At 65.1% G+C, this 26,673-nt stretch carries 16 protein-coding genes and 1 pseudogene; 6 read left to right on the top strand and 11 right to left on the bottom strand.

Annotated elements, in window-relative coordinates:
* Nucleotides 1-30: 30 nt before the first annotated feature.
* Together ACFZDE_RS26085 and ACFZDE_RS26080 are read right to left on the bottom strand one after the other, a co-directional pair.
* Nucleotides 31-567 carry a hypothetical protein gene (locus ACFZDE_RS26085; RefSeq protein WP_391203657.1) on the bottom strand — a complete coding sequence of 179 codons (537 nt, stop codon included), beginning with the start codon at nucleotides 565-567 and terminating at the stop codon, nucleotides 31-33.
* Entirely contained in the window at nucleotides 564-1,535 is a 972-nt protein-coding gene (locus ACFZDE_RS26080; RefSeq protein WP_391203654.1) for a DUF4129 domain-containing protein, read from the bottom strand. Before ACFZDE_RS26080 ends, ACFZDE_RS26085 begins: the two co-directional genes overlap by 4 nt.
* A 1,399-nt stretch (nucleotides 1,536-2,934) precedes the next feature.
* Between ACFZDE_RS26080 and ACFZDE_RS26075 the strand changes: the two genes are divergently transcribed.
* From ACFZDE_RS26075 to ACFZDE_RS26055, 5 genes are all read left to right on the top strand, one after another.
* Nucleotides 2,935-5,937, top strand: coding sequence for a thiopeptide-type bacteriocin biosynthesis protein (locus ACFZDE_RS26075; RefSeq protein WP_391203651.1), 3,003 nt, complete (start codon nucleotides 2,935-2,937; stop codon nucleotides 5,935-5,937).
* Complete coding sequence (locus ACFZDE_RS26070) at nucleotides 5,934-7,214, top strand: lanthionine synthetase LanC family protein (RefSeq protein WP_391203648.1); 1,281 nt, start codon at nucleotides 5,934-5,936, stop codon at nucleotides 7,212-7,214. Before ACFZDE_RS26075 ends, ACFZDE_RS26070 begins: the two co-directional genes overlap by 4 nt.
* A gap of 17 nt (nucleotides 7,215-7,231) precedes the next feature.
* Nucleotides 7,232-8,185, top strand: a complete 954-nt coding sequence (locus tag ACFZDE_RS26065; RefSeq protein ID WP_391203645.1) for a thiopeptide-type bacteriocin biosynthesis protein — start codon at nucleotides 7,232-7,234, stop codon at nucleotides 8,183-8,185.
* 319 nt (nucleotides 8,186-8,504) lie between these two features.
* Nucleotides 8,505-10,406, top strand: coding sequence for an ATP-binding cassette domain-containing protein (locus tag ACFZDE_RS26060; RefSeq protein WP_391203642.1), 1,902 nt, complete (start codon nucleotides 8,505-8,507; stop codon nucleotides 10,404-10,406).
* A 151-nt stretch (nucleotides 10,407-10,557) separates the two neighbouring features.
* Entirely contained in the window at nucleotides 10,558-11,292 is a 735-nt protein-coding gene (locus tag ACFZDE_RS26055; RefSeq protein ID WP_391203639.1) for an alpha/beta hydrolase, read from the top strand.
* Here ACFZDE_RS26055 and ACFZDE_RS26050 read toward each other — a convergent pair.
* From ACFZDE_RS26050 to ACFZDE_RS26030, 5 genes and pseudogenes are all read right to left on the bottom strand, one after another.
* A complete protein-coding gene (locus ACFZDE_RS26050) occupies nucleotides 11,284-11,844 on the bottom strand; it encodes a hypothetical protein (RefSeq protein WP_391203636.1) in 561 nt (186 codons plus the stop codon). The genes ACFZDE_RS26055 and ACFZDE_RS26050 overlap by 9 nt on opposite strands.
* 70 nt (nucleotides 11,845-11,914) lie before the next feature.
* The gene (locus ACFZDE_RS26045) at nucleotides 11,915-12,502 is read right to left on the bottom strand and encodes a DUF6262 family protein (RefSeq protein ID WP_391203633.1); all 588 of its coding nucleotides are present in this window, start codon (nucleotides 12,500-12,502) and stop codon (nucleotides 11,915-11,917) included.
* The gene (locus ACFZDE_RS26040; protein ID WP_391203630.1) at nucleotides 12,499-15,123 is read right to left on the bottom strand and encodes a tyrosine-type recombinase/integrase; all 2,625 of its coding nucleotides are present in this window, start codon (nucleotides 15,121-15,123) and stop codon (nucleotides 12,499-12,501) included. Before ACFZDE_RS26040 ends, ACFZDE_RS26045 begins: the two co-directional genes overlap by 4 nt.
* Nucleotides 15,120-16,298 carry a tyrosine-type recombinase/integrase gene (locus ACFZDE_RS26035; protein WP_391203628.1) on the bottom strand — a complete coding sequence of 393 codons (1,179 nt, stop codon included), beginning with the start codon at nucleotides 16,296-16,298 and terminating at the stop codon, nucleotides 15,120-15,122. The genes ACFZDE_RS26040 and ACFZDE_RS26035 overlap by 4 nt, the downstream gene beginning before the upstream one ends.
* A 120-nt stretch (nucleotides 16,299-16,418) precedes the next feature.
* Nucleotides 16,419-16,805, bottom strand: a pseudogene (locus ACFZDE_RS26030) (transporter); the annotation flags it as partial.
* Between the two features lie 303 nt (nucleotides 16,806-17,108).
* On the opposite strand from ACFZDE_RS26030, the gene ACFZDE_RS26025 reads away from it, so the two are divergent.
* Entirely contained in the window at nucleotides 17,109-18,098 is a 990-nt protein-coding gene (locus tag ACFZDE_RS26025; protein ID WP_391203626.1) for a PIN domain-containing protein, read from the top strand.
* A 179-nt stretch (nucleotides 18,099-18,277) separates the two neighbouring features.
* On the opposite strand, the gene ACFZDE_RS26020 is transcribed toward ACFZDE_RS26025, so the two are convergent.
* The 4 genes from ACFZDE_RS26020 to ACFZDE_RS26005 are packed head-to-tail and all read right to left on the bottom strand — an operon-like array spanning nucleotide 18,278 to nucleotide 26,647.
* The gene (locus ACFZDE_RS26020) at nucleotides 18,278-19,936 is read right to left on the bottom strand and encodes a protein kinase (RefSeq protein WP_391203623.1); all 1,659 of its coding nucleotides are present in this window, start codon (nucleotides 19,934-19,936) and stop codon (nucleotides 18,278-18,280) included.
* 51 nt (nucleotides 19,937-19,987) lie between these two features.
* A complete protein-coding gene (locus ACFZDE_RS26015) occupies nucleotides 19,988-23,218 on the bottom strand; it encodes a type I restriction endonuclease (RefSeq protein ID WP_391203620.1) in 3,231 nt (1,076 codons plus the stop codon).
* Between the two features lie 37 nt (nucleotides 23,219-23,255).
* Nucleotides 23,256-24,602, bottom strand: a complete 1,347-nt coding sequence (locus ACFZDE_RS26010) for a restriction endonuclease subunit S (RefSeq protein ID WP_391203617.1) — start codon at nucleotides 24,600-24,602, stop codon at nucleotides 23,256-23,258.
* A complete protein-coding gene (locus tag ACFZDE_RS26005; RefSeq protein ID WP_391203614.1) occupies nucleotides 24,599-26,647 on the bottom strand; it encodes an N-6 DNA methylase in 2,049 nt (682 codons plus the stop codon). Before ACFZDE_RS26005 ends, ACFZDE_RS26010 begins: the two co-directional genes overlap by 4 nt.
* Nucleotides 26,648-26,673 lie beyond the last annotated feature (26 nt).

Below are 26,673 nucleotides of genomic sequence, written 5' to 3'. Positions count from 1 at the left end.
CGGGCTGCGGGGTCGGCCACAGCGCCACCGTCACAGGGCTTCCAGACGGTCGAGCAGGGAGCGCAGGACAGGCTCGGGGAGAGTGGGCTGCGGAGCGGTCGCCTCAGGATCGATCCACGGCCACAGCTCAGCTCCGATCAGCGCCTGGGCCCGCTTCGGGTTCCGGTACATTGCGACGCCGTGTCGTTCGGCCAGCCGAGCGGCGAAAAGCCGCTGCAACTGCGGTCGCATGACGGTGTCGAAGTGCACTTCGCCGTCGTCCGCGAAGGTGTTGGCCACGATGCGTTGCCATCCGCCGAGAGCCGGGGCCTGGCTGTCCAACAGGCGCACCGGCTTGTGATGGCCGCTGTCCTGGGCGGGGCCGCCCACGGCATAGCGCCCCAGGGCCAGCACGACTGCGGTGATGAGGGCGAGGCCGGTGGCGGCCGCGGCAGCACCGTTGGCCAGGGCGAGCAGCACTGTGGTTGCGACTGCGACGATGCCCAGTACGGCCAGCGAGTGGCGGACCGAACCGGGCGCTCCGAGTGAGGAGTTGACGATGGCCCGTATCCGGACGGGCGCCCTCATGATGTACCCGTCATGGCTTCGGGGCCAGGCGTCCGCGAGCGCAGGCCGTCGGCGATCTCGGCGAGCGCAAACGCGGCCCGGTCGCGGTGGCTGCCGTCCATCGGGTGCGTGGAGTATCGGGCCTCGCGGAACAGCGCTGTGAGCGCGGCGGCGGCCGCCCCCGTGGGCAGGCCGTCGGCGACGGCCCGCTCCAGCAGGTCCTGTGGGCTGTCCGAGGCGCGCCGGGTTACGCCGGAGTCGGCGAGCGACTTCTCCATGGCGGCATAGCAGGCGATGACGGCTGCGCGGGCGTCGGTGCCGTCCAGTAGGGCACGGCGCCCGGAGCCCACGGCCTGGGCCAGGCGCTCCTGCTCGTCGTCGAGCGTCGCGTACGTCGCCGGGGCCTCGGGCGCCGGTGGCCGGGTCAGATACCGCCACAGATGCAGCCCGGCGATCACGACGACCACGGCAAGCAGGGCGATGCCGAGACCGAGCAGGATGCGCGTCAGCCCGAAGTGCATGCTGTGGTCAGCGTGCTCGGCAGGCTGTGAGGGGAGCGAGGTGGGTACCGGGTCTTGCCGCGGGCTGGGAAGCGGTAACGACTCGTGGCCGCCACCGTGGCTGCTGTCGGACGAACTGAACTGGTGCAGGACTATGACGAGCAGCGGGACGACCAGCGTCGCGGCCAGCAGGACTCGACTCACGCCGTCAACCATCCGCTGTTCTACGCGGTTGAGTGACCGGGCGGCGCCGACCTGACTCTGGTACTTGTCGCGCAGCGCCAAGCCGCCAATGAGTGACAGCAGGGCGAGGCCGACCACGAGGACGGGGTTGCCGCCGAGCGGCCCGCGGCCCTTGGCTAAGAGGCCCGTGTCGGGGTGCAGCAACAGTGCTCCCAGGGCCGCTCCGCCCACCACCAGCGCCGTTAACCTGGCCTGAGCGGCGCCGATCTTGCGCCGTCCTGGGCCATCCGTACGCTCACGCCTCACCGCCACACCCCTTCCCTTGTGATCGGGAGCATCGCACACCGGTCGACAGCGTGTCAGCAGGGGTCAGGTTGCGTCCACGCTGGCCCGAGACGCTTGTCTATGACCCGGAGATGGTCGGTCTGCTTTGTGGTGTTGCGGAGGCGAATTCGTTTGGAGTCTCGCGGTCCAGGATCTAGGAGGCGATCTTCCAGGCGGGCTGGGGGCTGGGCCCAGTGCGCTGGGGTAAAGAGGGTTCGGACTTCCTGGCAGGTGCTCGGCCGCGCCGGGGCGTGGGCTCGAGAAATCCTGTGCGATTCTCGCAGACCACAGGCTCGCTGCCGAAGCGGTTGCCGCGCGTGCAGCGCACGTTTCCTAGACCTCGGATTCCTGCCATAACGCTCACCGGCCGGTACAGTCCTCCGCCGACACCGAAGGTGCGGCCTCCGTGCTCGCCGCCGACGGTGTCGGTGCGGTCTTCCTGGAGCCCGCTGGTGCTGGTCTGGCGGCCGGACATCTCGGACCACCCCGCCTACGGGCTCGCAGAAGAACAACCTGCGGGCGGGTATCGCGCTGACCTGGGACGTCAAGCCCCTGAGCCCACAAGTTAATTCTCTGCGAGCCCTACCAGTAGAACCTCACCGCCCTGGCCGACGGGGACCGGCCGATGTGCGCCCGCGACCTCTGCCAGGCTCTTGACCTGCCGATCCTCCCGAAGAACACCGAAGACATCCGCCCGAACTGAAACGGGGGTCAGCCGAGGCGTCCTCGGCGAAACCGAACCCGGCCTGTTCGCCCGCACGACGACTGAGGACGACCTCCCACTCGCGACCAGCGGTCTTTCCTTAACCTCAAGCACGAAACGGATAAGAACTCACATTCCGCACTCTGATAGACCCGGTCGAAAATCGGCCACTGTTGAGGAATCTTATTGACGCTTGATCGAACATCAACCTAGCCTCCTTCGAGATCACTCGACCGACCGATCCGGCATCATTCGAGCAGCAAATCTCAGGGAGTCAATGTGAGTACTGCCACGCCAACGACCCCGATCATGGACTTCGATCTCACAGAGCTGGAGCTGGAGATTGAAGAGGTCATTGTTGCGACTTCGTCGTCACCCGACATGGCCGTAACGAACTGGACATGCGAATCCGACGGATTCACGTCGTTGGCGGCAACCGGGGGATGTAACCCGCCGTGTTGCTGAAAAATTGACCGTCTTGTCGTGCAGGTCATGCCCCTTTGGGCATGGCCTGCACGGTCATCGCCGATGCTTCGAAACCGCTTTTGGGGAAAACCCTTGACACCGGATTACATCCCATTTGGAATCTGCACGTTTAGGTCCTCGACTCTCCCCGATACACGATTCCGGCGTATCGTGGACCAGTTGGCGGCTGAGGCGCGGCCTGCGAGGACAGTGTTGGAGAAATACGTACGCGAACTGGCTGGTGATCCGGTTCTCCTCGAAGCCGTCGCGGTCTCCAGCACGTCGCTCGCGCAGGCGCTACAGGGGGTTACTGCCGGGCACCAACTCAGCTACCGCCGCCTACTCAAGCTAGCTCAGTCGGTGACCCGGTACGCCTTGCGTATCACGGGACGGGCAACGCCCTTTGGCCTGCACGCCGGTGTGGGACGGGCAAGGTTTGAGCGGACGGCCGCTTTCCATACGACAGGTGTGGCACGCAAGGGCATCAGGCCGGATGGGGAGTGGTTGGATGACCTCGTGCGTCGATGGCGGGGTGATCGGCAGGCTCGGGACGGGCTGCGCGTGGTTGCGAACAACCTGGCTCAGGTGCGGGGCGATCGTCTCTTGTTGCCCTACGTCCGAGCCCAGGCGGGAGAATCGGCGGGTGGCCGACAGACCAAGATCAAGTTGACGGGTGTGCTACGCGCGACCCTGGAAGCCGCGCGCACTCCTATCGGCTACGCCGATCTGTGCGCCCGACTTCAGCAGATGATGCCGCAGAGTACCGAAGATGCAGTTGATCGGTACCTGTCCGGGCTCCTGGAGCAAGAAGTCCTTCTAGACGACCTCGCCAGCCGCGTCGAGAAGACCTGGACGAACCACTCGACGGCGAGCACGTCCCCGTCGTCACCCCTGTGCGACCTGAAGGCCGTCTTGGCCCTCAGTGACGCTTATGAACGAAAGCCGGTAGGAGGCGGTCTCGAAGCCTGGACGGCCTTGACGGGCGGAACCCATTCGCCAGGCCAGGTACAGCCCAACCTCCACATCGACCTCTGCTCCGATGCTCACGTCACGCTGCCGCATTCCGTACTACGGGAGGTGGAGCGATACGTGAACGTTTTGTGGGCAATCGCTCCGGCGGGACGGTACGCGCCACTTCGCGCGTACCGCCAAGCGTTCTTGGAGAAGTACGGAGCCTTCGGCGCGGTGCGATTGGGCGACCTCGTTGACTCCGCTCGAGGATTAGGCTTCCCCATTTCCTACCGCGAACGGAATGCGGCCGGACAGCACTGGGGGCATGAGGGCGGAGCGGAAGCACACCGCGGGCGGGCCGATGCGCTGGCCGCCTTGGTCCACCGCGGCCTCACAGCCCCCACACGCGAGGTCCACCTGACCGGGACGGAACTGGACGCCTTGCGTACCGAGAAGGGTCACCCTGCCTTCGACACTATCGAGGCGTTCGTGCAATTGCTCGCGAAGGACGTGCACGCCATCGATCGCGGTGAGTATCTCCTCGTCCCGTCACCGACCGCCGGCACCCACCTAGCCGGTGCCACGACTGGTCGCTTCACCCATCACCTCGGTGCCCATGCCGACGACATCCTGCGAGGAATCCAGGATGCGCACCCACAGGCACTGCCCGCCCAGGTGACTTTTCTTCCCGCCAAGCGCCGGGTCCGCAATGTTATGTCGACAGCGATAATCACCCCGGCGCACATCCCGGTCGGGATATACGCCGAGTCGGATGCCACGGAAGCTTTGGAATGGCCGGAGTTGTTGATCGCCGATGACGGCAAGCGGCTGCGCTGTTACCTTCCCGATGGCTCGCGGGAGGTCTTGCCATTGATGTTGAGTAACGTCACTCTGGCCACCCACGCGCCTGACGTGGCCCGTCTGTTGACAGACTTGCGCTTCACCGACAAGCACAAGTCCTGGGGACCGTGGGACTGGGCCGAATTCAGGCACCTTCCGGTGCTACCACGTGTCAGGATGGGACGTACAGTTCTCTCCCCACTAACTTGGGCAATCAGCACCGAACTACGGAGGGCAGCGGAGAGTACGGACGCAGGGACGTGGCACGCGGCTTTGGGGGAGTGGCGCGAGGAATTCGGCGTACACGAGCGTGTCATGGTCCGCTATCGGGACCTCGGTTACGAGATCAATCTCGACAACCGTTTCCAGTCGGAGATGTTGCGTCGTGATGTCGCCGCGAGATCTCAACTAATCATCACCGAAAGCCCGCACGTCCTGGCCGGTGGTGACGCCTTCGGGTGGGCCCAGGGTAGAGCGACAGAACTGGTCATGCCCTTCAGGGCACACGTCGCGGACAGCCACACACCCGCCACCGCTCCGGGACGCCGCTGGCAGCGCACCGCCCACCGACCGCGCCGCTTGCCGGGTGGTAGTTGGGCCTACGTCCAAATCGCTGTGGATGCCGCAATACAAAACGACCTCCTGGTCGACCGGATCTCGCCGTTCCTGGGCGACCTAGGTGACCAGGCGCGCCGTTGGCATTTCGTCCGCTACCAGGTACCAGACGATCACCTAAGGCTGCGGATCCAGGGACACTCGGACTCTGTCACCGAAACGGTGTGGCCGCGTCTGCTGCGGGCCTTGGACTCCTGGCAGGATGATGGGTTGTGCAGCGGATTCCGGATTCTTCCCTACGAGCCGGAAGTGGACCGCTATGGCGGCAGCCTCGAGGTCATGTCGTTCGCAGAGGATCTGTTCCATCTCGATAGCCGGATGGCGGTGGAACAATTGCGCCCGTCTCGCGCAGCCGCGCGTAGCCGACTCTCGCGTAGCGTGTTGTGCGTAGCAAACTACGCGTTGTTGTTGGACGCGCTCGGCGAGTGGGACTGGCGGCAGTGGTCTCATCGGGCGCTTCGCCTGCGCAATGACGGACGGTTGGAGCGTCACGAGATCGAGCTGACTCATCAGATCTTCACCGCATCCTCTCCCGTCGCGTTCCTTGAGGACGCCTACGGTGACGGGTCCTTCCTGGACGCGTGGCAGTCCTCGTCCGAAGGTCGCCGCCTGGGGAAGGCGTTTGGCGCGACAGGAACCGGTCCGGCCGACGGCAGCGCCGCTGCGTACTCGCTGCAAAGTTTGTTGCACATGCAGCACAATCGGCTGTTCGGTATAGACACGGCCGCCGAGGAATCCAGTCTCATGCTGCTGAGCCACGTCTCCCGGTCCCTGGGCCGCCGGCCTCACGTTCAGGTAGACCGAGGATGAGCGCCGAGCATGCAGCCGTGGCCGCAGCCCTAGCCGATGAAATTACGGCCAGGCTGACCGACCCGAATGACATGACGAAAGGCCTGGAATCAGCGTCAACCATGCCGGGCACGCTGGTCTCGCTTGGGCGGGGGCAAAGCGGCATCGCGTTGCTGCATCTGGCCCGAAGTCTTGTGGATCCCACCGCAATCACGACAGCTCACCGCTTCCTCCAACGGGCCAGGGAGGGGCTGTCCCGACAGGAACTGCGCCAGTCCGGGATCTACGGCCCTCTCGAAGGTCTCGGCTTCGCCCTGGAGTTAACCTGCCGCGCAACTGGTGACTACGCGAGTGCCCTCACAACCCTAGACGCGATGATCAGTCGGCGCGTATGCGCTGTGACCGCAACGCTCCGCGCCGACCCGATCGGCTCTGTTATGCGTTTCGACACTATCTCTGGCATTGCCGGTATCGGTCGTTACCTTTTGTTGCGCCAACGCCGCACCGATCTAGAGGCGGTCTTGGACGCCCTAGTAGTGATGACTGCCCTACGCCCTTACCGCAACAACAGCCGTGTTCCCGGCTTCTGGTCATCACCCCCCCCGACATCGCAGTTTGCGCCGCCCGACCAGGACTGGAGTGCCGGCCATCTCAACCTCGGCCTGGCCCACGGCATCGCCGGGCCTCTAGCTTTGATGGCCCTGGCCGTCATCGAGGGCTGTGAGGTGGAAGGGCAGCGCGCGGCCATCGAGGAACTCGCCGAACTCCTGCTGTCGCAGTCGGCCAAGGACGAATACGGCCAATACTGGCCTCCATACATCAGCCTCGCACAATGGCAAGGACGAGCCTCCACAGGACGCCGCGGTCGAAGCGCATGGTGCTATGGAACTCCCGGGATTGCGCGCGCGCTACAACTGGCCGCTACCGCACTCGACAGCACCCACTTGCATGCGTCCGCCGAGAACGCGATCGCTGGCATGCTCGACACCCCGCCTCCGCGATGGCAGACCGAGCACTGGTCGATCTGCCATGGCGAAGCCGGCGTTTTACACCTGTTGTCGTTCTTTGAGAAGAGCCGTATCGGCGTCCAGGTAAGCAAAGCTCGTGATCAGGTAGCGCAACGCATCATTTCCCGCTTCGCAGACAACATCCCTACCTTCCGCGTTACCCACCCCGACGGCCCTCACGTAGATGTTGCCGGATATTTGGAAGGCGCCGCCGGTCTAGCCCTTGCCCTTGACGCCTATGCTGGCCGTGCGCAAGCAGTCGCGTGGGACACCGCACTCTTGGTCAACTGAATCCAACAGGACGCCCGATGAAACCCGCTCGTTCAGCAATTGCGCAGACACTGCGGAACTGGGCTGACGCTCTCGACCCAGTTTCGCAATCCATCCAGCCAGCCATGGACGTCTGTCGGGAGGGGGGCACCGCACTCAGCATAGAGGGTTGGCCGCAACCCACAGCGCGCGAATGGGTTGAATGCCGCCTGACCATCGGGGGTGCAACACGACCTGGCCAGTTGCCGACACGGCTGCTGGACCTAGTCACTAACGGCCTGGACAATGACCTGTTTCAGGACTTCTTCTTTATGTCCAAGCCCCCCGGCCTGCGCATACGATTTCACGCCGGACCGGCAGGAATCCGCCAGCTAACCAAACGTCTCCGCAGGGACATGGCGCGCCTACAGCACGACGCCTTAATCGACGCATGGCATTTCGCCGTCTACGAACCCGAGACCCACCTCTTCGGCGGTAAGAGCGCCATGACCGGCGTGCATCGCCTCTTCACCGCCGACTCACTCGCCTGGCTGCGCCACCATGCCAGCAGCACATCTTCCACCTCACCGTGGATTGTCTCCCTCAACATGCTTCACGCCCTCTTCGAAGCCATGGGCATCACCGGCTGGGAGGACCTGGAAGTATGGGAGCACTGCCGTCGTTCCGCAAACCGCCGCCTCGCAAGCCCTCCGTCGGACGCCTTCACCGCCTCCGCTACCAAGATAGCGGCGCTCTGGTCGCACCCCGACCGCCTCGACTCGCTGCTCGATATCCCTGCACGTCAACTCCTCGCCGAGTTTGCCCAATCCGTCGGCGAGGTGTGCGAGCAGTGGATTCCTGACTACTTCCACGCCGAGCACGCTCTCATCGGCCCCCGCGAAGCCGCGGCGTTCCTCACCGTCTACCACTGGAACCGCGCTGGTTTGGAGTTCGCCCGGCAAATACTCATCACCGAAGCCCTAGCCGATCGCTCCCGACTTGCAAGGAACTAGCGGCAGCACCTATTGATGGAAAACTCTTGCGGTTCCTGCCATTAGCGCGCGACACTGCAGGTCAGCGAGCTAAAAGGAGGAAACCGAAGAGTTTCCTATCAATGGCGAGCGGTGTGCATCGTCAAGTCGCCGTCCGGTGTGAATGGCGAGTTGGGTACTCGAGTGGGCGGCCCGGAAACGATGGCTTGTACTTACAGTTGTTTGCCGCTGCAGACATATTGGCTTGCTGATGAGCGAGGAAAGTACACCGCGTACGAAAATCCCTAGCCCATTTTCACACGTAAGCCTACGCAGTCAACCCATTTCAGGAGCCCACTTGATGCCTGTCAACGCCGAGGCCGCAACGCCAGTCACAACCTATCCTGAATCGCTTCCCCCGCCGCCCCCAGCCGAAATCAAGTACAGCAGTGAACACCTCAGGAACCCTCTCGAACAGGTGTCATTCAAGCACCTATGCTCGAAACTTCCCTCTGTAATGCGGAGCATTGCGCGGATGGCCTGGCGGATTGATCCGTGGGGCGTACTGCTGTTGCTAGCTTGCCAGCTAGCGACCGGCGTAGCCGCTGGAGTCCTGCTGTCCGCCACGGCCGATGTTATGCAGCCTCTCCTCGGTTCCGGCCCGGTCGAGGAGCGGCTGCGGAACGCGGTGCCCGCTCTGCTGATCGTTGCGGCTGCCGCCGCTCTCGCCCGTCTCGCCGGCGCCCTGGCGATGTACGGTGAGCGTCGCATTACCCCTAGGCTCGTCACTGAAGCGGATGCCGCCTTGGTAGAGGCAATCTGCCGTGTTGAGGCCGACGCATATGCGGTCGACGGCTTTGCGGACCGGCAGGAAGCGGCCGAGATGGGTGTGACGCGCACTCATGCCATGATCAACGACGCCCAGCGATTCATGACTGCTCTGATTCGTCTGGTCACGGCCAGCGGGGTGCTATCAGTGCTGCATCCGCTGATGCTCCCGCTGCTGGTTCTCGCGGTGCTCCCGGCCGGCATAGGGGCCGTACGGTCCGCTCGGGTGGACTACGAGATCCACTATGCGAATGTGGCAGATCGAAATGTGCGCGGCATGATGCGCTGGTGGGCGACGAGTTCGAATTTCGCCGATGAAGTGCGTGCCAACAATATGGCCGACTACCTGCTGTTCTGGCATCGGTCGCTGTCCGAGCGGGTTGACCATCGCACCATCACCGCTGCTCCCCGCACGCTGCGCATTGGTCTGGTGGCCTCGGCAGTCGGCGGCCTCCTCCTCATAGCCACCTGGACCGTGCTCGGCTGGCTGGCGGTGACCGGGCGCGTGGCGCCGGCAATCGCCGCCACGGCAGTCGTCGCTGTACAGACGATCCTGGCCGCTCTGTCTCAGATTGTGACTAATGGAGCGGCTGTATTCCATACGAGCCTGTATTTGAACGACATGCAAACGTTTTTGGACATTGCCGAGCAGCATGCCTCCCGACGGGGCGAGCTAAACGTCTCTGTGCCACTGGAGAAAATCGGGCTGGAGAACGTGTCCTACCAGTACCCAGGCAGGAGCGCACCAGCCGTCGACCGAGTGTCACTGACCCTGCGCCGGGGTGAGATCCTCGCGATCGTCGGAACGAATGGGTCCGGCAAGTCGACGCTGACCCGTCTAATCGCTGGCATTCATCTGGCTGGCGAGGGGCGCGTTACTTGGAACGGCACTGACCTAGCTCTCGCCGACCCCTCGAGCGTATGGCGGAACACAGGCCTGGTGCCCCAGCTCTTCGCACAGTGGCCGCTGACGGTCCGCGAGAACGTAACTCTCGGTCAACCTCGCACCTCCGGCGATGCATGCGTGTGGGAAGCGATCGACGCCGTCGGTATGCGTGAGGTGGTCGAGCAGCTCCCTAACGCCCTCGATACGCTCCTCGCCCGCGAGGTCTACGGCGGAGTGGAGCTCTCCGGCGGCCAGTGGCAACGCCTGGCTTGCTCGCGAGCGCTCTACCGCAAGCCTGCGCTCCTCGTTCTGGATGAACCCACCTCCAACATGGACCCGCGAGGAGAGCACAGCATCTTCGAAAGAATCAAGGCTCACTCCGACGGCCGCATCACAATTGTGGTGACGCACCGTTTGGAGAACACCAAGATGGCCGACCGCATCATCTGTATGGAGGACGGCCGCATCGTCGAGCAGGGCGACTACAACTCCCTCGTTAGCGCTAATGGTCTCTTTGCTGAACTGCTAACCCTAACGCAGGATCGATAACAGGATATTTAGATGCGTCCGTGGTCACCACGCGCGCCCTGATCACGCGCGGGAGAACCTTCTACGACCTGGTCGCCCAGGCCGAACGAAGCCGATCGACCTCGACGGCACGCTGCTGACCGGCGGCGACATCCGCCAAGGCTAGCGGGGCATGTTCTTCGGCACGCGCGATGCCGCTGAAGCGGTCGCCGAGGTGAAGAAGGCCGCCGCCGGAGCTCCCCAGTCCGCCGACCGGGAACTCAGGACGCCCGAGCCCGTTCCACCGGCCTTCGGCCGGACCGTGCCCGAGGACAACGGCGACGCCGGGTACCCGCTGTACGGTGACTTTGCCTCCCACATCAAGCCCTGCGCCTTCTGGGAGAAGAGCGGCAGCGAGCCCGCCACCAGGATCGCCAACAAGGTGCGCGCGCTGATCCTCCAGAACGATTGGGATTCGCAGACGCCGCTGACCAGCAGCCAGGGCCTGCGCCGCGCCATGAAGGGCTCCAAAGATGGTCACGGTCGCCGGAGGTGTCGGCCACGGCATCTACGGCACCAAGTCGTGCGCCGGCAAGACGGCCACCACCTACCTGACCACCGGCAAGCTCCCCGCGAAGGACGTGACCTGCAAGGCCGCTCCGGCCGCGGACGAACGCCACACCCCCAACCGGCTGCCGCTCCCGACACTGGCGGGCCTCCCGGGGATGGTCAGCCGCTTCTGACCGCCAGCTGTCTAGGAGGTCCTCCGCCTGCGGGAGCCAACGTGGGGTTACCTGCGCGGTGGGAAACGATCACCCCGAGCATGGGAAACGATCTTCGGAGTCTCTGCGTCTTCGCTCACCAGCGCATTCCGTCGGTGCCCCCTTGTGTAGCGGCTCCGTCGGCCAACGCAGGGGGATCATGTTGAAAGGTTCGCGCGTGTCTCTTCTGCGGCATTCCGTTCGTCCTCGTTGGCGCGCTCTCGGGCCTGATGAAGCTTCTGAATGACAGGGCCTGGCGGGGACAAGGGCCCGGTTGGGTTCAGTAGGAATGCCTCGATGCTGTCGATCGCATGTTGGGTAGCACCAGTCACAACTTCATGCGGCCAGGCGTGTGGTTGCAGACGGTCCCAGTCGCTGAGCAAGGAACACATGTCGCGGATCCTGGCTCGGAGTTCTGGAGGATCCAAGCGCAGGGCTGTCAGCTGGATGCGGAGCAGGTGCTCACGCAGTGTCTTCTCCCAGGCCAAGTGCTCATGCGCTGGGGTGTGTTGATGCGGAATCGACTCCTGATCGCGGACGATAGCGAAGAGCTCTTCCGCGATGCGCTCAAGGCTGGCCTCGCGCAAAGCGGTCCGGCGGTTCGTTTCGGCGGCCTTCTCGTTCTGCTTCTGCTGCCAGATGACGCCGATGAGAGAGACGATCGCACCCGCGAGTGTCGCGACGAAGGCGATGAGAGCGGTTCCCAGGTCTGATTCCACGCCGACATTTTGGTGCACCCCTGCAGAGGGCATCTGCAGGGGTGCGAGGGCAGTTCGGGGCCGGCGGCGGTTAGCTCTTGTGCAACGGGTCGGTGATTTGGGCTTCGAGGTCGGCGATGCGTCGGTCCTGGAAGCGGAGGTTGGATCGGGCAGCCTTGAGTCGCTCGTCGAGGGTGCGGTTGTCAGCGGTGAGCTGGCGGACTCTTTGTTTGAGGGTGGTGTTCTCGGTAGTGATCCGCTGGAAGGCCTCCTCGGTCCACTCGGCTTCCAAGTCGCTTATCTGGCCGAGGAGTTCGCTGATCCGGGTGCGCTGGGCAAGGATCTCGGAGTGGGCGGCCTTGAGGGCGTCTTCCGCGTTCAGGGCGCGTTCGCGCCAGGTCGCCTCTCGCTCGTCGTCCTGTTCAGCGAGCATGCGGGACCGCTGTTCGCCGACCTGGTCCATTGCTGCGGCGACTGCGGCTCTGGCCTGCGCGTTGTCGTAGATGAAGGTGCGCGAGACGTCCGCTTGGCGGGCGACGGCGGCGACGCTGGCCTGGGCTTTCTCGCGTCGGAGCCGGGCGATGGCCTGGTGGACGCGCTCAAGGGCGGCGTCGGTCTTGCGTCGGCGGGCGGCCAGGGCCGCCGCGGTGCGAGGTTCGGGAACAGTGACGGTGTTCATGCGGCTTCCTGTTCGGGGACGTCGCCGTCGGCTGTGCACGTATCGCTGCACTCGTCCGGCTCGTCGCTGCCCGCCTCGGCGAGGTCGGCGGCGCGGAAGGCGGTGGACCACACGCGATGGAAGTAATCCTGAGGTTTGCGCAGGTCCAAGGCGAGGGCGTCGTCGAGGAGGCCGAGCCCGGCCAGCGCCCTCTCCAGGCCGTCGATGGCGCGGGCGGTGGGCTCGAAATAGCGGTGGAGGTAGTCGGCGGTGGCATCGTCGGGGGCGCCTTCCGCCAGCAGTCGCCACTGCTCGCGCTTGCGGCGCCAGTAGAGGAGGTCGGCGCCGGACAGGACGAACTTGTCGCAGTTGTGGCAGTCGAGGTTGAAGGGGCAGGCGCCGCCGTTCACGACGGGCTGGAAGGTGCAGAACCCGCCCTCGGCGGGAGTGCTGCGGCGAGAGAGGTCGATGGCCAGGACCTGAGCCTGCTCTCGGGTGAGCGGGGTGGTGTCGCTGGTGAGGAGTTCGCCGGGGTGGGCGGTGCCGGGGCCGGCGACCCACACGTGCTGGAGGACGTTGTCCAGGTCCGACTGGGTCAGGTGGACGTAGTGCTCGGCCATGCGGTCGGAAACCTGGCCGAGGTAGCGGCGGATGTGCGTCAGGCTCGCGCCGTGCCGCAGCAGCCGGGTGGCCAGCGTGTGCCGGGCCTGGTGGGCGACGTAGTGACCGCCGAGGTCAAGCTCGGTGAGCCAGGCACGGAAGCCGGTGTGGAACCAGGTGTAGGACAAAGGGCGGCGGCCGTCGGGGTTGAGTATGTCGGTGGGGAACAGAGCCAGGCGGGCGCGCTCGGCAGCAGTGGGCGGGCGGCCGGCGTGCCGGTCGGCGTAGTGGGTCAGGGTCTTTTGGCGGCGTTCTTCGAGCCGGTGAAGGAGATGGTCGGGGATGCGGACGGCCGCGTTCAGGTTGCCGACCTTGGTCTGGTCGTGCCAGAGCAGGGGCAGCCCGCCGTAGCGGCCGACGCAGTCCAGGCGCAACTGGATGACCTCGCTGGCGCGCCGGCCGGTGACGATGATGGTCTCCCACATGTCCCTCAGGCCGCGGTCGTGCGGGTCGTAGCCGTCTGCGAGCTGCTGCAGGTTGGCCTCGTCCGCAAGCGCCCGGGCGACTTCGTCGGGGAAGGGGTTGCGGCTGCGGGGCGTGCCGGGGCCGCCGGGTGGCATGGCGGCGATGAAGGTGCGGTCCAGGCCGATCTTCTCGGCGCTGTCGCGGTCCAGCGCGCCGCGTAGCAGGGCCCGGCCGTAGTTGAACACCATCCGGCGCGAGTTCTCGGTGACCTTCGCCTTTTTGCCGTCCAGGCGGGCCTGGCCACGGAAGGTAAGGCCGAGGCGTTCGCGGTTGCGCAGGTCCGCGACGAAGCGGTGGACGTGCTCGCCGCGCAGCACGGACGGGTCGTGGCCGCCGCCCGGCGCCTCCGCCTCCAAGAATGCGGACAGTTCGGCGCCGGCACGGCGTACGAAGTCCACCGGCTGGGCGCTGCGCGGGCAGGTGGGCGAGCGCAGCACGTCGGCGATGTGGTCCCACAAGAGGTCGCGCAGCCACCGCTGGGTGATGCAGGTCAGGTCGATGTAGCTGGAGCGGTGGGGGAAGCGCACTCCGAAGTGCTCGGTCTCGATGTAGCCGGTGTCCCGGGTGTCGGAGGGGGTGAAGTAGATCTTCCTCAGGGCCTGTTGTATCTCCTGGACCATGCGCTGGTGGTAGGCGCGGTGGAAGACGGACGCATCCAGGCCGGCCAGGGATTCCACGTCGCGGCGCTGGCACTCGTCCGCGAGTGACTGCACCCACGTCAGGTGCCACACGGCGACGGGCTGCAGGCCATGGACATACATGCCCCACTGCAACTCCGCCCGCAGCAAAGGCCGCAGCCCGCGCAGATTGACCGTTCCGGTGCGGTGCACCGGCAGCTGTGCGCGGCACCAGGCGCGGAAGGCGACCTCGTCCTCGCACGTCACGGGCACGGGGCGATCGCGTCGCTCGTAGGTGGCGAAGAAGTTCTTCGGCAGCGTCGCCCCGCCCGGCCGACCGGCCCGGATGTAGCCGCGCTCGTGCGTACCGCACAACCCCAGCGGCGAGGCGGCCAGTTCGTCGCACACGTCCGCGCGGCACTCACCGTAGCCCGGCAGCGCCGGCTGGTCGGCCAGCCACCGTTCGAACTCCCACTCACCCCCGCCGGGGTGCCGCTTCAGGTGGCTCAGCCACCGGTTGCGGTGCCGGAAGCACAGCGCCAGCTGCAGGCTGAACGCCGGCCGCTGCGGGCAGATCCGGCACATCATCGCCTCCGGCATCTCCGTAGCCAGCAGCGGCTGAGCGGTCCGCAGGAACTGAGCCCGGCTCGCGCCGCGCGCCTCTGCCTCCTGCCACTGCTCGGCGTGGACCGAGCACATCGCGTAGCGCCGCCAGCGGGGCCGTGCGCAGTGGACGACCGTGCAGCTCCACGGATAGACCGGGTGCGTCGGCGGGATCTTCAGCACCCCGCCGCGCAGCGCCGGGTCGAACTCGGGCCCGTTGATCAACGCGGAGAGCACCTCCAGCCGGTCCCGCTGCGTGCGGGCATCCTGCTGCGGCAGCAGCCATGGCGCCGTCACTTCGTCTCACCCCAGACCGTGCGCAGGGCGGCGTCGAAGACCGGGTCGTGGACATCGACGTGTCCGTAGACCTCATCCACCATCGCGGCCGAGGCCCAGCCACCGGCGTCCCGGGCGATCAGCGTGTTGCCGTCGGCGGCGTCGAGAACCGCGGAAGTGAACGAGTGCCGGAAAGCATGGGGTTTCACCTCCCCCAGTCCAGCGCGCTTCCCGGCCCGGCCGAGCATCCGCCGGGCCCCGACCGGCGCCCACGGCTGTCCGGTATCGGCGCCGTGCAACTGGACAAGGAGCATGCCGTGCCCGGCGCCGCGCGGGTACTCGGTGGTCACGTACTCGAAGTAGGTGTGCACCATCGCCGGGCTGACCCTTTTGATCAGCCCCCCGGTCACGATCCCGTGCTCGACCCGCCAGGGGTGCTTGGTCTTGGCCTCGGCCCGGTTCGGATTGCCGGGCCGGTGACAGACGTGCAGGTGAGGGGTGCGGCACTCGCCGCAGGCCGCGTTCTCCCGCAGGTGCAGGTCGACCAGGTGCAGCCCGCAGAGCTCGCCGATGCGCAGCCCGCCGTCGGCGAGCCAGGTGACCACCAGCCGGTCCCGGGCGGCGTTCACCGTCTCCAGCAGCCTCTCCCGGGCGCCGTCCGGAAGCATCTTTGGATGCCGGCGGTGCGGCCCCTTCGGCGCCAGCGGGTTGGTCGGCAAAGACGACTTCACATGCCCGAGGAACGAACGCCGCCGGTCCACCCGCGACGGCAGCCGCGACTTATCGAGCTTCCTGCCGAGCTCGCCGTTGATACCGAGGGAGGACTGATGCAGGTAGAAGCCCTTCAGACAAGCCGCCGCGATCGACAACGCGGAGCGGCCGTAGGGGCGCTTGCCGACCCGCCACGGCTCACCGAGCGGCATGCGGACCTCGGCACCGACCATGCCCATGTACCGTTCCAGGTCCTGCAGTTGGACCGCAGCGAAGGCCAGGCACTCCCGCTCCAGCCACCGCAGATGGTCCACCAGCAGATACGCGTACGTCCTCTGCGTTCCCGAACCATCATGCAGACGCAGGAACCGGTCCGCCTCCGCATGGACCGTCCCCTCGGGCCACAGGATCGTCCACGACCGCCGTCCGCCCTTCCGCTCGATCTGCTGGACCCGCAAGTCCCCGACCACCACATGCCGTGCCACTCGTCCTCCGTACCGACTCCAGAACCTGACAGACGTCCCGGACACGGTCGGTAAACAAGCCCAGGACGTGCTGGTCACAGTCCCAGACGGACATCACGGGCAGGACTACGGGCGGTCGGTAAACTCGACGATGACCGGAGAGCCGTTCTCGTCCAGCCCGACCGAGTCGATCCGGCCCCCGTGGACGGGCCCGGTGCTGTACTCGCTCGCCAGGAACCGGACGCCCAGCAGCGTCTCCATATGCGCCTCGACCAGGCTCTGCACATCTGCCTCGATCTCAGCAAGACGCGGTATGACCTCGGTCATGCCGCTATTGTTCGTGTCCGCGCGGAACAGTTTCAGGCCCGACACCTTCCCCTCCTCGGCTCGGAGATCACTAACGCCGGCGAGGTGCGGGATTGTTTCCGCAGGAGGCTTCGAGGGTGTGAAGATGGAGTGAGAAGCACTATCGAGACCACGGGAAGGTTCCAGCGTCCCACGGGTCACTCGAACGGCCAGATCCCACATACGTCCCACAAAACGCCTGACTACCCGTCACGATGCCGGGAACGCGCAGGTCAGAGTGGATCAACGTGGGATACAGCTGGCGCCTTCTAAGCGCCTACTGCGCCTTCAACGCGTCGGCCTCCTTCAGGCAGTAGCCTCCCAGCGGGTCCACGAGCGCCACATCTGCCCTGGACGAGTCCCATCGCTGCAGGTCAGGCGCGCTCTACGCGTTTCTGGTCACTCATTGGGCGCTTACGCAAGATCGGGCTAGTTGCCGGCCAAATCCACATGCGACGGCCGTCATCGAAGTGCCACAGTATGGCTATGCTCGTAAGCCCCCTGCCCGGCGTCGACCGGAAGCACCTGCACCAGACGCTCGACGCTGTGCGGGAAAGCGTCTCGAACCTCTTCACCAGCGGCCCTCGTGAGTATTACGAGCGGCTCTTGGCATACCTCGACTGGGCGGCCGACGCCGTTGGTCGGCTGGACACGCTCATCAGCAGCGCCGACCTGGACCGGCTCGTCCTCACGAGACGGCACGACCAGTTGCTTGCCGGGTTGGACAACTTCACCATCGGGACGACCCAGCGGCTCGTCAACCAATTGGTGTACACCGAACTGCGGCAGCGGATGGAAGTGTTCGGGGCCGCCGTCGAAACGCTCGCGCAGGAATTGCAGCGCTGGCAACTGCGCGGGGTTCCGGTGGTGGCCGACAGCAGTTTCTACATCAAGCACCCCGACAAGTTGGAGCAGGTCGACTTCGGCATGCTGCTGGATGTGACACAGCACCCCGTTCACCTCGTGGTGCCGATGGTCGTGGTGGACGAGCTCGACCAGCTCAAGGAGAGCAAGGACAGGCACGTACGCTGGCGGGCGGGGTACACACTGGCCGTATTCGACCGGTTGTTCCAGCAGGACACCGAGCACGCAGTACTGCGCGAGGCGAACGCCCTGGTACAGCGACATACCGGCCTACGACGCGGCGAAGTAACCGCTCAGCTCATGTTCGACCCACCCAGGCACACGCGGCTGCCGATCAACGATGACGAGATCATCGACAGGGCGCTTGCGCTAGAACCGCTGTCTGGTCGCGAGGTGACCGTACTCACCTACGACACCGGCCAGGCAACGCGTGCGCGCGTTGCGGGCCTGCGTGACGTCAAGCTGAGCATCCCGGTGGGCGACGAGCCGGTGGAGCAGATGACCACGACAAAAAAGTCCCCGGCGAAAGACCGAGGACTTCAGGTGCCAGTCAGCCGTAAGGATGAGCGGGCAGATGCAAGCGCGAACGGTACGGGGCGCAGAGCGCGCTAACCTCGGCCTATAGCCTTCTTCGCATGGATGCACCTCGGGAGCGTGCGGGAACAAGAACCTAGATAACCCTCATTCTCGCTGGTCAGAGGCAATTGCACAGTCCTGCCAATCCATCCGCGCATTATTGTTGCCCGAACGGACAGCACCGCTGTGTTTTTGTGGGCGGCCCCAGGGAGACCTCAAGCTGCGAAGCGGTTAAGGCGCTTTTCGAATGCGTCGATGTCGGCGAGGTCCGGGGCGTTGGGGCCGCGCAGGCGTTCGGTTGCTTCACGCAGTTCCGCGACGGCGCGGCGGGCTTCGGGGAAGCGTTCGCGGGCGGCATGGAGGCGGGCGAGGTTGGCGAGGGCGTCCAAGTGGCGGTCGACGGCTTCTGTGTCGTCGGGCTCGGGGGCATGGGCGGTGTAGGTGCGGAACGCTTCGATCGAGGCTGTCGCCTCACCAAGGACCATGCGGCACTGGGCGGCGTAGTAGAGGCAGAGAAGAGCTTGTTCGTCGTTGGCACCGTAGCGGGCACACCAGGCAGCGCCAACCTCGTCAAAGAGCGCGGCGGCTTCCCGGTGGGCGCCGGCCAGGAATCGGACCTGGGCCAGCGAGAACATGAGGTCGTCGTGCAGGACGCCGTCCTGGGCACGGCGGATGGCACCGGCTAGGAGGTCTGCTGCTTGGACGAACTTGCCGTCCTGGGCCAGCTGTGCGGCGAGATCTGCAGCTTCGTTGGCCTCTGCGTCGGTGAGGAGGGCGGGGACGGCCTCAGCGACAGCATTCGGTTCGGCCTTCACGATCTGCATCGGTGAGCAGCCCGTCGGGGCTGGGCGCTTGGACGGCCCGCTGAAGGGGCGGTGGAAGGGCTGGCGGGGGTCGTACTCGGCCCGCATGGTGCCGGAGCCGTTGTGCATGTAGACCCAGGGCAGCAGCGCGTCGTAAACCTGGGAAGCGGCCAGGCGACGTTCGGGTTCCTTATTCAGCATGCCCAGGAGGAGATCCTCCAGTTCCTGGGGGAGATCGCGGCGCCGCGTGCGGATCGGCGGTGGAGCGCTACGCACGTGGTGCCAGGCGTGGGAACCGTTGGCATCCGCAATGAATGGCGGGCGGCCGGTGAGAAGTTCGTACAGCACGCAGGCCAAGGCGTAGATGTCGGAGGCCGGGCCGACTTCGTTGGCAAGGCTCTGCTCTGGGGACATGTAGGGCGGGGTGCCTACCGTCATGCCCTCCTGGGTCAGGCGGGGGTGGTTGCCGGAGCCGCGCAGGGCGGCAACGCCAAAGTCGAGAACCTTGACGATGCCGTCGGGGGTGATCATGAGGTTGGCGGGTTTGATGTCGCGGTGCACGACGTCGTTGCGGTGCACCTCGTCCAGTACGGAGGCGATCTGCACGCCTGCTGCTGCGGCCCAGGAGATGGCCAGCGGTGAGACGTCGTAATCCGTGTCGTCTATGAGGGCCTGCACTTCGCGTCCACGCAGTAGCTGCATGACCACGTACAGCTGATGTGTGGTCTCGTCGATGCCAGTGTCGTAGATGGCCGGGATGCCGAGGTGTTCCAGGGCGGCAGTGGTGCGGACTTCACGCAGGAAGCGTTCGCGGCGCTTGGTCAGCATCTCGGCGGCACCGAGGCCGGGGATGCCGGGCAGACCGCGGGTGTCAGTGAGCATCATCTTGACCGCGACACGGCGGTCGAGGCGCTCGTCGTAGGCATGCCAGACCTCGCCCATGCCGCCGGCGCCGATAGGTCGGTCGAGCCGGTAGCGTCCCGCGATCACGCGGGACGGCGGCCCTCCGGCGCCCTCGGTCAGCGCATCATGGAGCCCATCGTGCGGCACTGCAGCGATCCCTTCGGCCACGGTGCCTGCCCAGCACCGGAGTTCGACATGAGGCGGGACTTTCGTTGCAGGTTACGCATCGGCCGGCAGGGTGGTTCCCGCTTCGCCAGATTTGATCGCTGCGGCCCGCTCGGCGGTGGCTCGTCGCTCCGCTTCCCGGCGGGCGGGCCGGCGAATGAGCCCGTACGCCTGCTGGGTAGCGACCTGCTTGAAGATCTTATTGATGAGAGGGTCGTCGTAGTACCGCACGAGCAGGGCGTCGTTGGACTTCGCCTGGTCAATCACGATGCGGTCCATGTCCTTGTCGACCTCGCGCCGGAAGGTCTCCTCGTCGTTGTGCAGGCCGATCCGCTTCAGGTCCGGATCCTCCGAGACGGCGACGACAAGCTGGCCGAGAAGAATCTGGTCGGTGGTGGACAGACCGATTCCGTACTCGTCGTTGACCGACTCGATGACCTGGGCGAGGGACTTCTCCTCGACCTCCGGGCCTGCGCCAGCGGGCTGTGGGACAAGACCGGGCAACAGTTGGAGACCCTCCGCCTTCAGGTTGAGCTCGGCCGTTCCGGTCTTGCGGACATTCATGTGGCTAGGAGTGACCTCGCCAATGTCCGCGCTTGCTGAGCCGACCGGGAGCCGGAGGCGGCGTACCAGGAACCTCCCGTATTGGTAGAGACGCTCCAGGTCCTCGTTCTCGAAGCCGATGACGTGGGAGAGCCAGCCGTACGCTTTGACGTAGGAGTCCAGGGCGCGTCGGAACTCCTGTGCTGCGTCCGGCTCGTCCTCGGCCAGGGCGTTGAACCGGTCCACGGCGGGCTGGGTATAGGCGTAAAGCTTCGAGTGTGCCTTGGAGACCGCAGCGTCGGTGGCCGTGCCGTTCTTGAAGGCGGCGAAGTAAGCGGTGACGAAGGCGTCCATCTCCGCCTCGATCAACAGCCGATAGGCCATCACCTCGTCGTGCCGGGTGAACAGAAAGTCCGGGTCAGTCGGCTCGGAGATCGACGCCTCGTAGTACTGCTGAAACGCCTCTTCGATCACCTCGGGTTTGTTCGCGAAGTCCATCACGAACAAGTCCTCGGCCGACTTCAAGGGGTGCGTGCGATTCAGCCGAGACAGCGTCTGCACGGCGGCGAGGCCGGCGAGTAGCTTGTCCACGTACATCGTCGTCAGCAGGGGCTGATCGAAGCCGGTCTGGTACTTGTCGGCGACGACCAGGATGCGGTACTCGGGCCGGGGCACGGACGGCGGCTTGGGGTCGTCCAGGCGACTGTAGGCGAAGGCTTCGGGCAGCTTGCCTTCTGGGAAGCCGTTCAACTTCGCCTCGGTGTACTCGATCTCGTCCAGAGTGAGGGTCCCGGAGAACGCCACCAGAGTGCCGCAGTCGGTGTAGCCGCAGCGCTCCACGTAGCCGCGGATCGCCTGGTAGAGGCGCACGGCGTGCTCGCGGCTGGGAGTGACGACCATGGCGCGGGCCCGGCCGCCGAGCCGATTCGCGGTGTGGGCGCGGAAGTGATCCACAATGATCTTCGCCCTGGACTCCAGGGATGCCGCGGACATCAGCGCAGCCCGCACCAGCTTGGCCTTCGCCTTGCGCGGGTCAACCTGCCGCTCAGCCTCGTCCGCGGCGGCCTGCTGCAGCTTGAAGTACGTGCCATAAGTGACGTAGGTACCGAGCACGTCGAGGATGAAGCCCTCCTCGATGGCCTGCCGCATCGAGTAAATGTGGAACGGCTCCATCTGGCCCGTGAGGGCTGCCTCGGTCCCGAACAGCTTGAGGGTCTTGTCCTTCGGGGTTGCGGTGAACGCGAAGAAGGACAGGTTGGGCTGCTTTCCGCGGGCCAGCGCGGCCGCAGTCAGCGGATCCCCGTCCTCATCGACCGAGCCATCGCCCAGCTTGCCCAGCATCCGCTTCAGCGCGTCAGTGCCCTTGCCTCCCTGAGATGAGTGCGCCTCGTCGATGACGACCGCGTAGCGGCGCTCGCTGCCAAGCCCGGAGGCTTTGTCCAGGATGAACGGGAACTTTTGGAGTGTCGTGATGACGATGCGGGCAGTCGCCCCAGTCAGGGCGTCTGCAAGCTGCTGGGAATCATCGTCGACGCGCAGCACTACGCCCGGAGTGTGGTCGAACTGGTAGATCGTGTCCTGAAGTTGCTTATCCAGCACCCGCCGGTCGGTGATAACGATGACCTTGTCGAAGACCGGCTGATTGGGCCCGAGACCCTTTGCCTGGGCGGCGGCCGGGTCCAGGAACGCGGGGTCTTCAGGAGTGTGCAGGGAGGCCAGACGATGGGCGAGCCAAGCGATCGTGTTCGACTTGCCCGATCCTGCTGAGTGCTGGATCAAATAGTTTTCGCCCGCACCGTGAGTGGCCGCGTGGTTCGTCAGCTTCCGCACTGCGTGCCATTGGTGGAACCGCGGGAAGATCAACGGCTGCTTGTGTGCGGAGCCGGGACGGTAGCGGGGGGCTTTGCCGGCCTTGGCCGCCTCGTCCTCCACATGCAGATACCGATGCAGCAGATCGAGCCAGTTGTCGCGCTGCATCACCTGCTCGAACAGGTAGGAGACCGCGTACTCCGTCCCGGGAGCAGCCGGCGGGTTTCCTGCGCCTCCGATGCTGCCCGGACCGCCGGTGCCCATGTTGAACGGAAGGAACCGCGTCCTCGCCCCGGCCAGGCGCGTGGTCAGGAACACCAGGGCTGGATCAACCGCGAAGTGCACCAAACTGCGACGGGCGAAGAACAGCTCGTTCGGGTCACGGTCGGTGCGGTACTGCCGCTTGGCGTCCTCGACCGACTGGCCGGTGAGGGGATTCTTCAGCTCGGCCGACGCGATGGGCAGTCCGTTCACGAAAAAAGCGAGGTCCAGGGACTTGGTCGGCTCCGCAGCGGAGTAGCGGAACTGTCGCACCACGGTGAGTCGGTTCGCGTTGTACTCGTCCAGCGCTCCCGCGGCCAGTGTGTGGGCGGGCCGGAAGTACGCCAGCCGCAGCTTGATGTTGCGCTGGACCACCCCGTGACGCAGCACGTCCAGCAGTCCGCGCTCGTCTATCTGCTTGGCCACGTGCGCGGCGAACCGCTTTATCGCGTGTTCCTCCGTCTCCCCGTACGTGTCCATCAGTCGCTCCCAAGCATCCAGCTGAGAGTCACGCAGGAAAGCTGACAAGTCCGAGGTGTCAATGCCGAGTTCATGGCTGTAGGCCGTGGCCGACCCCCGCTCCCATTTACTGCGGAGCAGGGCCGCTTCGACGGCGTCCTCGAAAGCGCCCTCGGTGTGGGCCTGGTGCGGGCGGGGCGGGATGGTGGACATCGGGAAGCTCCGTTCTTGGTCGGCGGGCGACTGGTCGCTACGCGGGGGCGTCCCGGCGAACAGTTGTCACGTCGAGCTGACCGGTTACCGCGGCTGTGATGAGGGCCTGGCGACGCTCGGCGAGGAGGGCAAGCTGATGGTTCGCGGCATCCACCAAGTTGTCGATCTTCGTGTTCTGACGACGAATGCGGCTGACAATCTCCCGCTGCTCTTCGACGGGCGGCAGAGGAATGCGGAGCATTTGCAAGTCAGGTACATAGATCGTCTTGTGCGTCGACCCCATGGCGAGGCGACCTAGGAGGTCGTCGCGCATTGCCCGCAGACACCACAGAAGGTAGTAAGGGTCGAGCTTGGGCCCACACGTCCAGGTGGCGAAATCCTGGCTTGTGGTCATTGCGCTACCCATGACTCCCGAATAGCCGGCAGAGGCAGTGCGGCAAAGAACGACGGTGCCGGCAGGATGTAGCTCTGCCGCCGAGTTCTCCAATCCCAGCTGGCTGATCTTTTCTCGGGTTTCGGAGATCACCTCCTGCCGATCGTCACGAACCTGCTTGACTTCGCCAGTCGTGATCCACGGGATGGTGCAGTCCACCCACCACTCGGGGTGAGACCGACTTGGGGTGTGCCCACTTCCCATCCTGGCCACGAGGCCAATCCCCACCTCGGGCCAATGCGCGGGTACCGTCTCAAGCCAAGCGAGGGTCGATTCTCGTCGGTCACGATCTGGCCCTATGGCACCCGAGACCGCAGCTACGACTCCAGCAGTACGGCGCTCTTGGAGCTTGTCAAGCAACTCTCTCTGCGCACGCACCAGGTTGTCGATGCGTGACGTCTCGTTGTCGAGATAATTCACGATACGCTGCTGCTTCTCTGGTGGCGGCAGCGGCAAGGGGAAGCTCTGGATCTTGCTGCTGTTGGTGGAAGCCAGGTTCGTGGTCTTCGTTCCTGTGCTCTCAAAGTAACAGCGCCCGTATAGCGACTGGGTCAAATAGGCAAGATACTTTCCACTGAGGCGCTGTGGGTCCGGGCGAATGGCGAAAATGTGGTTCTGGTGCAGGCACTCTTCCATTTCGCCCTGCCAGACGGTCCCGCGGCCCAACTTGTCTAGGTCTCCGCCTTCAGTCATCAGGACGTCGCCTGGGCGAAGTGTGCTGCGGCGGGCCACGCTTCGCGGCACGGTGATTTCTGCGACCGAGTCGAGGTCGAGACTTCCTGCTTGGACGTTGGCTACACGCAGGTAGGGCCGTGTGACGACGTCGCCTGTGATGTCGCGTTTGGCATCGACTGTCAGTCCGTTCTGCAAGCGAGCGACGTACCCAAGCCGCACCAACACGTAATCCCCGGGAAGCCTGAGTGAACGTGGGTCGAAGACCGAGGCGTTCACCGGACCACCTCGCCCAGCAGCGCCTGAATCTCTGCTTCCAGAGCCGTCAGCTCCGCGTCGATCTCCGCGAGCGGCCTCGGCGGCTTGTACACGTAGAAATGTCGCGTGAACGGAATCTCGTACCCTACCCGGGAGCGCACTGTCTCCTTGGTCTTCGGGTCCTTGAACTCGGCGACCCATGCGTCTGCGACATGAGGCTTTACCTCGCGTTCGAAGTACGCGTCGATAGCCTCGCGTAGGGGCACATTCTCCGCATCTCGCAGGTCCGGGTCGTGTTCGACCTGTCCTTTCTTGACGTACTGGACCTCGCCCTCGGAGGCTGGGACGCCGACTGCGTCACGCATCGCCTTGTCGAAGGGCTTGCTCTTCGGCCAGGTGATGCCGGCCTGGTCCAGTGCCTCGCCCAAGGCGATCCACGCTTCCGCCTTGGTCTTCCACGAGCTGCCCAGCAGCGACTTGAGTGCCTCCGCCAGCTTGTCCGGTCCGTCCTCGCCGAGTTCCTTCTCCACCGCCTTGGCTACCCGCAGCGCGTCCAGGGCGTCCTCGGTGACCTCGAAGCGGAGCCTGAGCGGGCGGTCCACCGTGATGCGCTGGTAACCGAAGTCGTCCGCGTCGAAAATTTTGACCTTGTCCGGTACGGAGTGCTCTGACCCATCACCGGAGCGCGTGAGGTGGTACGCCTCTCTGTACCAGGCGCAGATCTGGTTGCGCCGTTCCTCGGTGATCTCCTTACGCTTGTTGTTCAGTGACTTGCGCATCTTGGACCACTGGTCGCGCGCGTCGATGAGGATGATCCGGTTCTTGAGGTTCTTCGGCTTGCGGTTGGTGACGATCCAGAAGTAAGTGGAGATACCGGTGTTGTAGAAGAGTTGATCGGGGAGGCCGACAATCGCCTCGAGGTAATCGTTTTCGATGATCCAGCGGCGGATCTCAGACTCGCCGGAGCCAGGGCCGCCGGTGAAGAGCGGAGAGCCGTTGAAGACGACCGCGATACGGCTTCCGCCAATCTCCTTCCCCTCGGAGTCCTTCTTCAGCGGCCGCATCTTGTGGATCATGTGCTGCAGGAAGAGGAACGAGCCATCATTGATCCGGGGCAGCCCGGCGCCGAAGCGGCCGTCGTAGCCGCGATCCTCGTACTCCTGCTTCACCTGCTTCTCGACCTTCTTCCACTCCACCCCGAAAGGCGGGTTGGCGAGCATGTACTCGAATTGCTCGTCCTCATGGCCGTCCTGGGTGAAGGAATTGCCGAAGTGAATATTGGAGGCGGTCTGACCCTTCAGCAGCATGTCAGATCGGCAGATCGCGTACGACTCGGCATTCAGCTCTTGTCCGAAGACGTTGACGCGCGCGTTGGGGTTGAGCGTCTTGATGTGGTCCTGGGCCGCGGAGAGCATGCCGCCGGTGCCGCAGGCCGGGTCCAGGATGTCGACCACCGGGGCGGCTCCAGTGAGGCGCTCGCCGTCCGGGGCCAGCAGCAGCTCGACCATCAGCTCGATGACCTCGCGCGGGGTGAAGTGCTCACCGGCGGTCTCGTTCGAGGCGTCCGCGAACTTGCGGATCAACTCTTCGAAGACGTAACCCATGTTGTGGTTGTCCACGGCCTCAAGGCTCAGGTCGATGCCAGCGAACTTCTGGACCACGAGGTAGAGCAGTCCAGCCTTGGCCAAGCGGTCAATCTGCAGATGGAAGGCATAGTGGTCGAGGATCTCAGTGGCCTCCGAGGAGAAGCCGCCGATGAAGTCCTTGAGGTTCTTCTCGACCTTCTGCGTGTCCGGGTCCGCACCGATGGTGGCGAAGGTCTGGCGGGAGAGGTTGTAGAAGTCGCGGCCGGCTGTGGCACGCAGGACCGCATCCTTGTTCTGACCCGCGAAGGACTCAGCCCGTGCCCATACGGCCTCGCGGGTGTCCTTCATCACGCAGTCCATGCGCCGTAGAAGCGTCATCGGCAGGATGACCTTGCCGTACTCGGAGCGCTTGTAGTCGCCCCGTAGCAGGTCGGCGACCGACCAAATGAAGTCGGCCAGCTCCTGATTCTTGTCGCTCACACGCCACCTTCTTGTGTTGTTCCGCT

The sequence above is a fragment of the Streptomyces sp. NPDC007929 genome, from assembly GCF_042959065.1.
Taxonomy (GTDB): domain Bacteria; phylum Actinomycetota; class Actinomycetes; order Streptomycetales; family Streptomycetaceae; genus Streptomyces.
The sequence above is the reverse complement of the archived record's forward strand: the minus strand, read 5'-3'. Positions and strand labels throughout refer to the sequence as shown.

Bases quoted from the DNA above. Each gene is read 5' to 3' on its own strand.
- ACFZDE_RS26085 (WP_391203657.1), bottom strand. From the start codon at position 567: ATGAGGGCGCCCGTCCGGATACGGGCCATCGTCAACTCCTCACTCGGA.
- ACFZDE_RS26070 (WP_391203648.1), top strand. From the start codon at position 5,934: ATGAGCGCCGAGCATGCAGCCGTGGCCGCAGCCCTAGCCGATGAAATT.
- ACFZDE_RS26055 (WP_391203639.1), top strand. From the start codon at position 10,558: ATGTTCTTCGGCACGCGCGATGCCGCTGAAGCGGTCGCCGAGGTGAAG.
- ACFZDE_RS26025 (WP_391203626.1), top strand. From the start codon at position 17,109: ATGCTCGTAAGCCCCCTGCCCGGCGTCGACCGGAAGCACCTGCACCAG.
- ACFZDE_RS26015 (WP_391203620.1), bottom strand. From the start codon at position 23,218: ATGTCCACCATCCCGCCCCGCCCGCACCAGGCCCACACCGAGGGCGCT.
- ACFZDE_RS26065 (WP_391203645.1), top strand. From the start codon at position 7,232: ATGAAACCCGCTCGTTCAGCAATTGCGCAGACACTGCGGAACTGGGCT.
- ACFZDE_RS26060 (WP_391203642.1), top strand. From the start codon at position 8,505: ATGCCTGTCAACGCCGAGGCCGCAACGCCAGTCACAACCTATCCTGAA.
- ACFZDE_RS26045 (WP_391203633.1), bottom strand. From the start codon at position 12,502: ATGAACACCGTCACTGTTCCCGAACCTCGCACCGCGGCGGCCCTGGCC.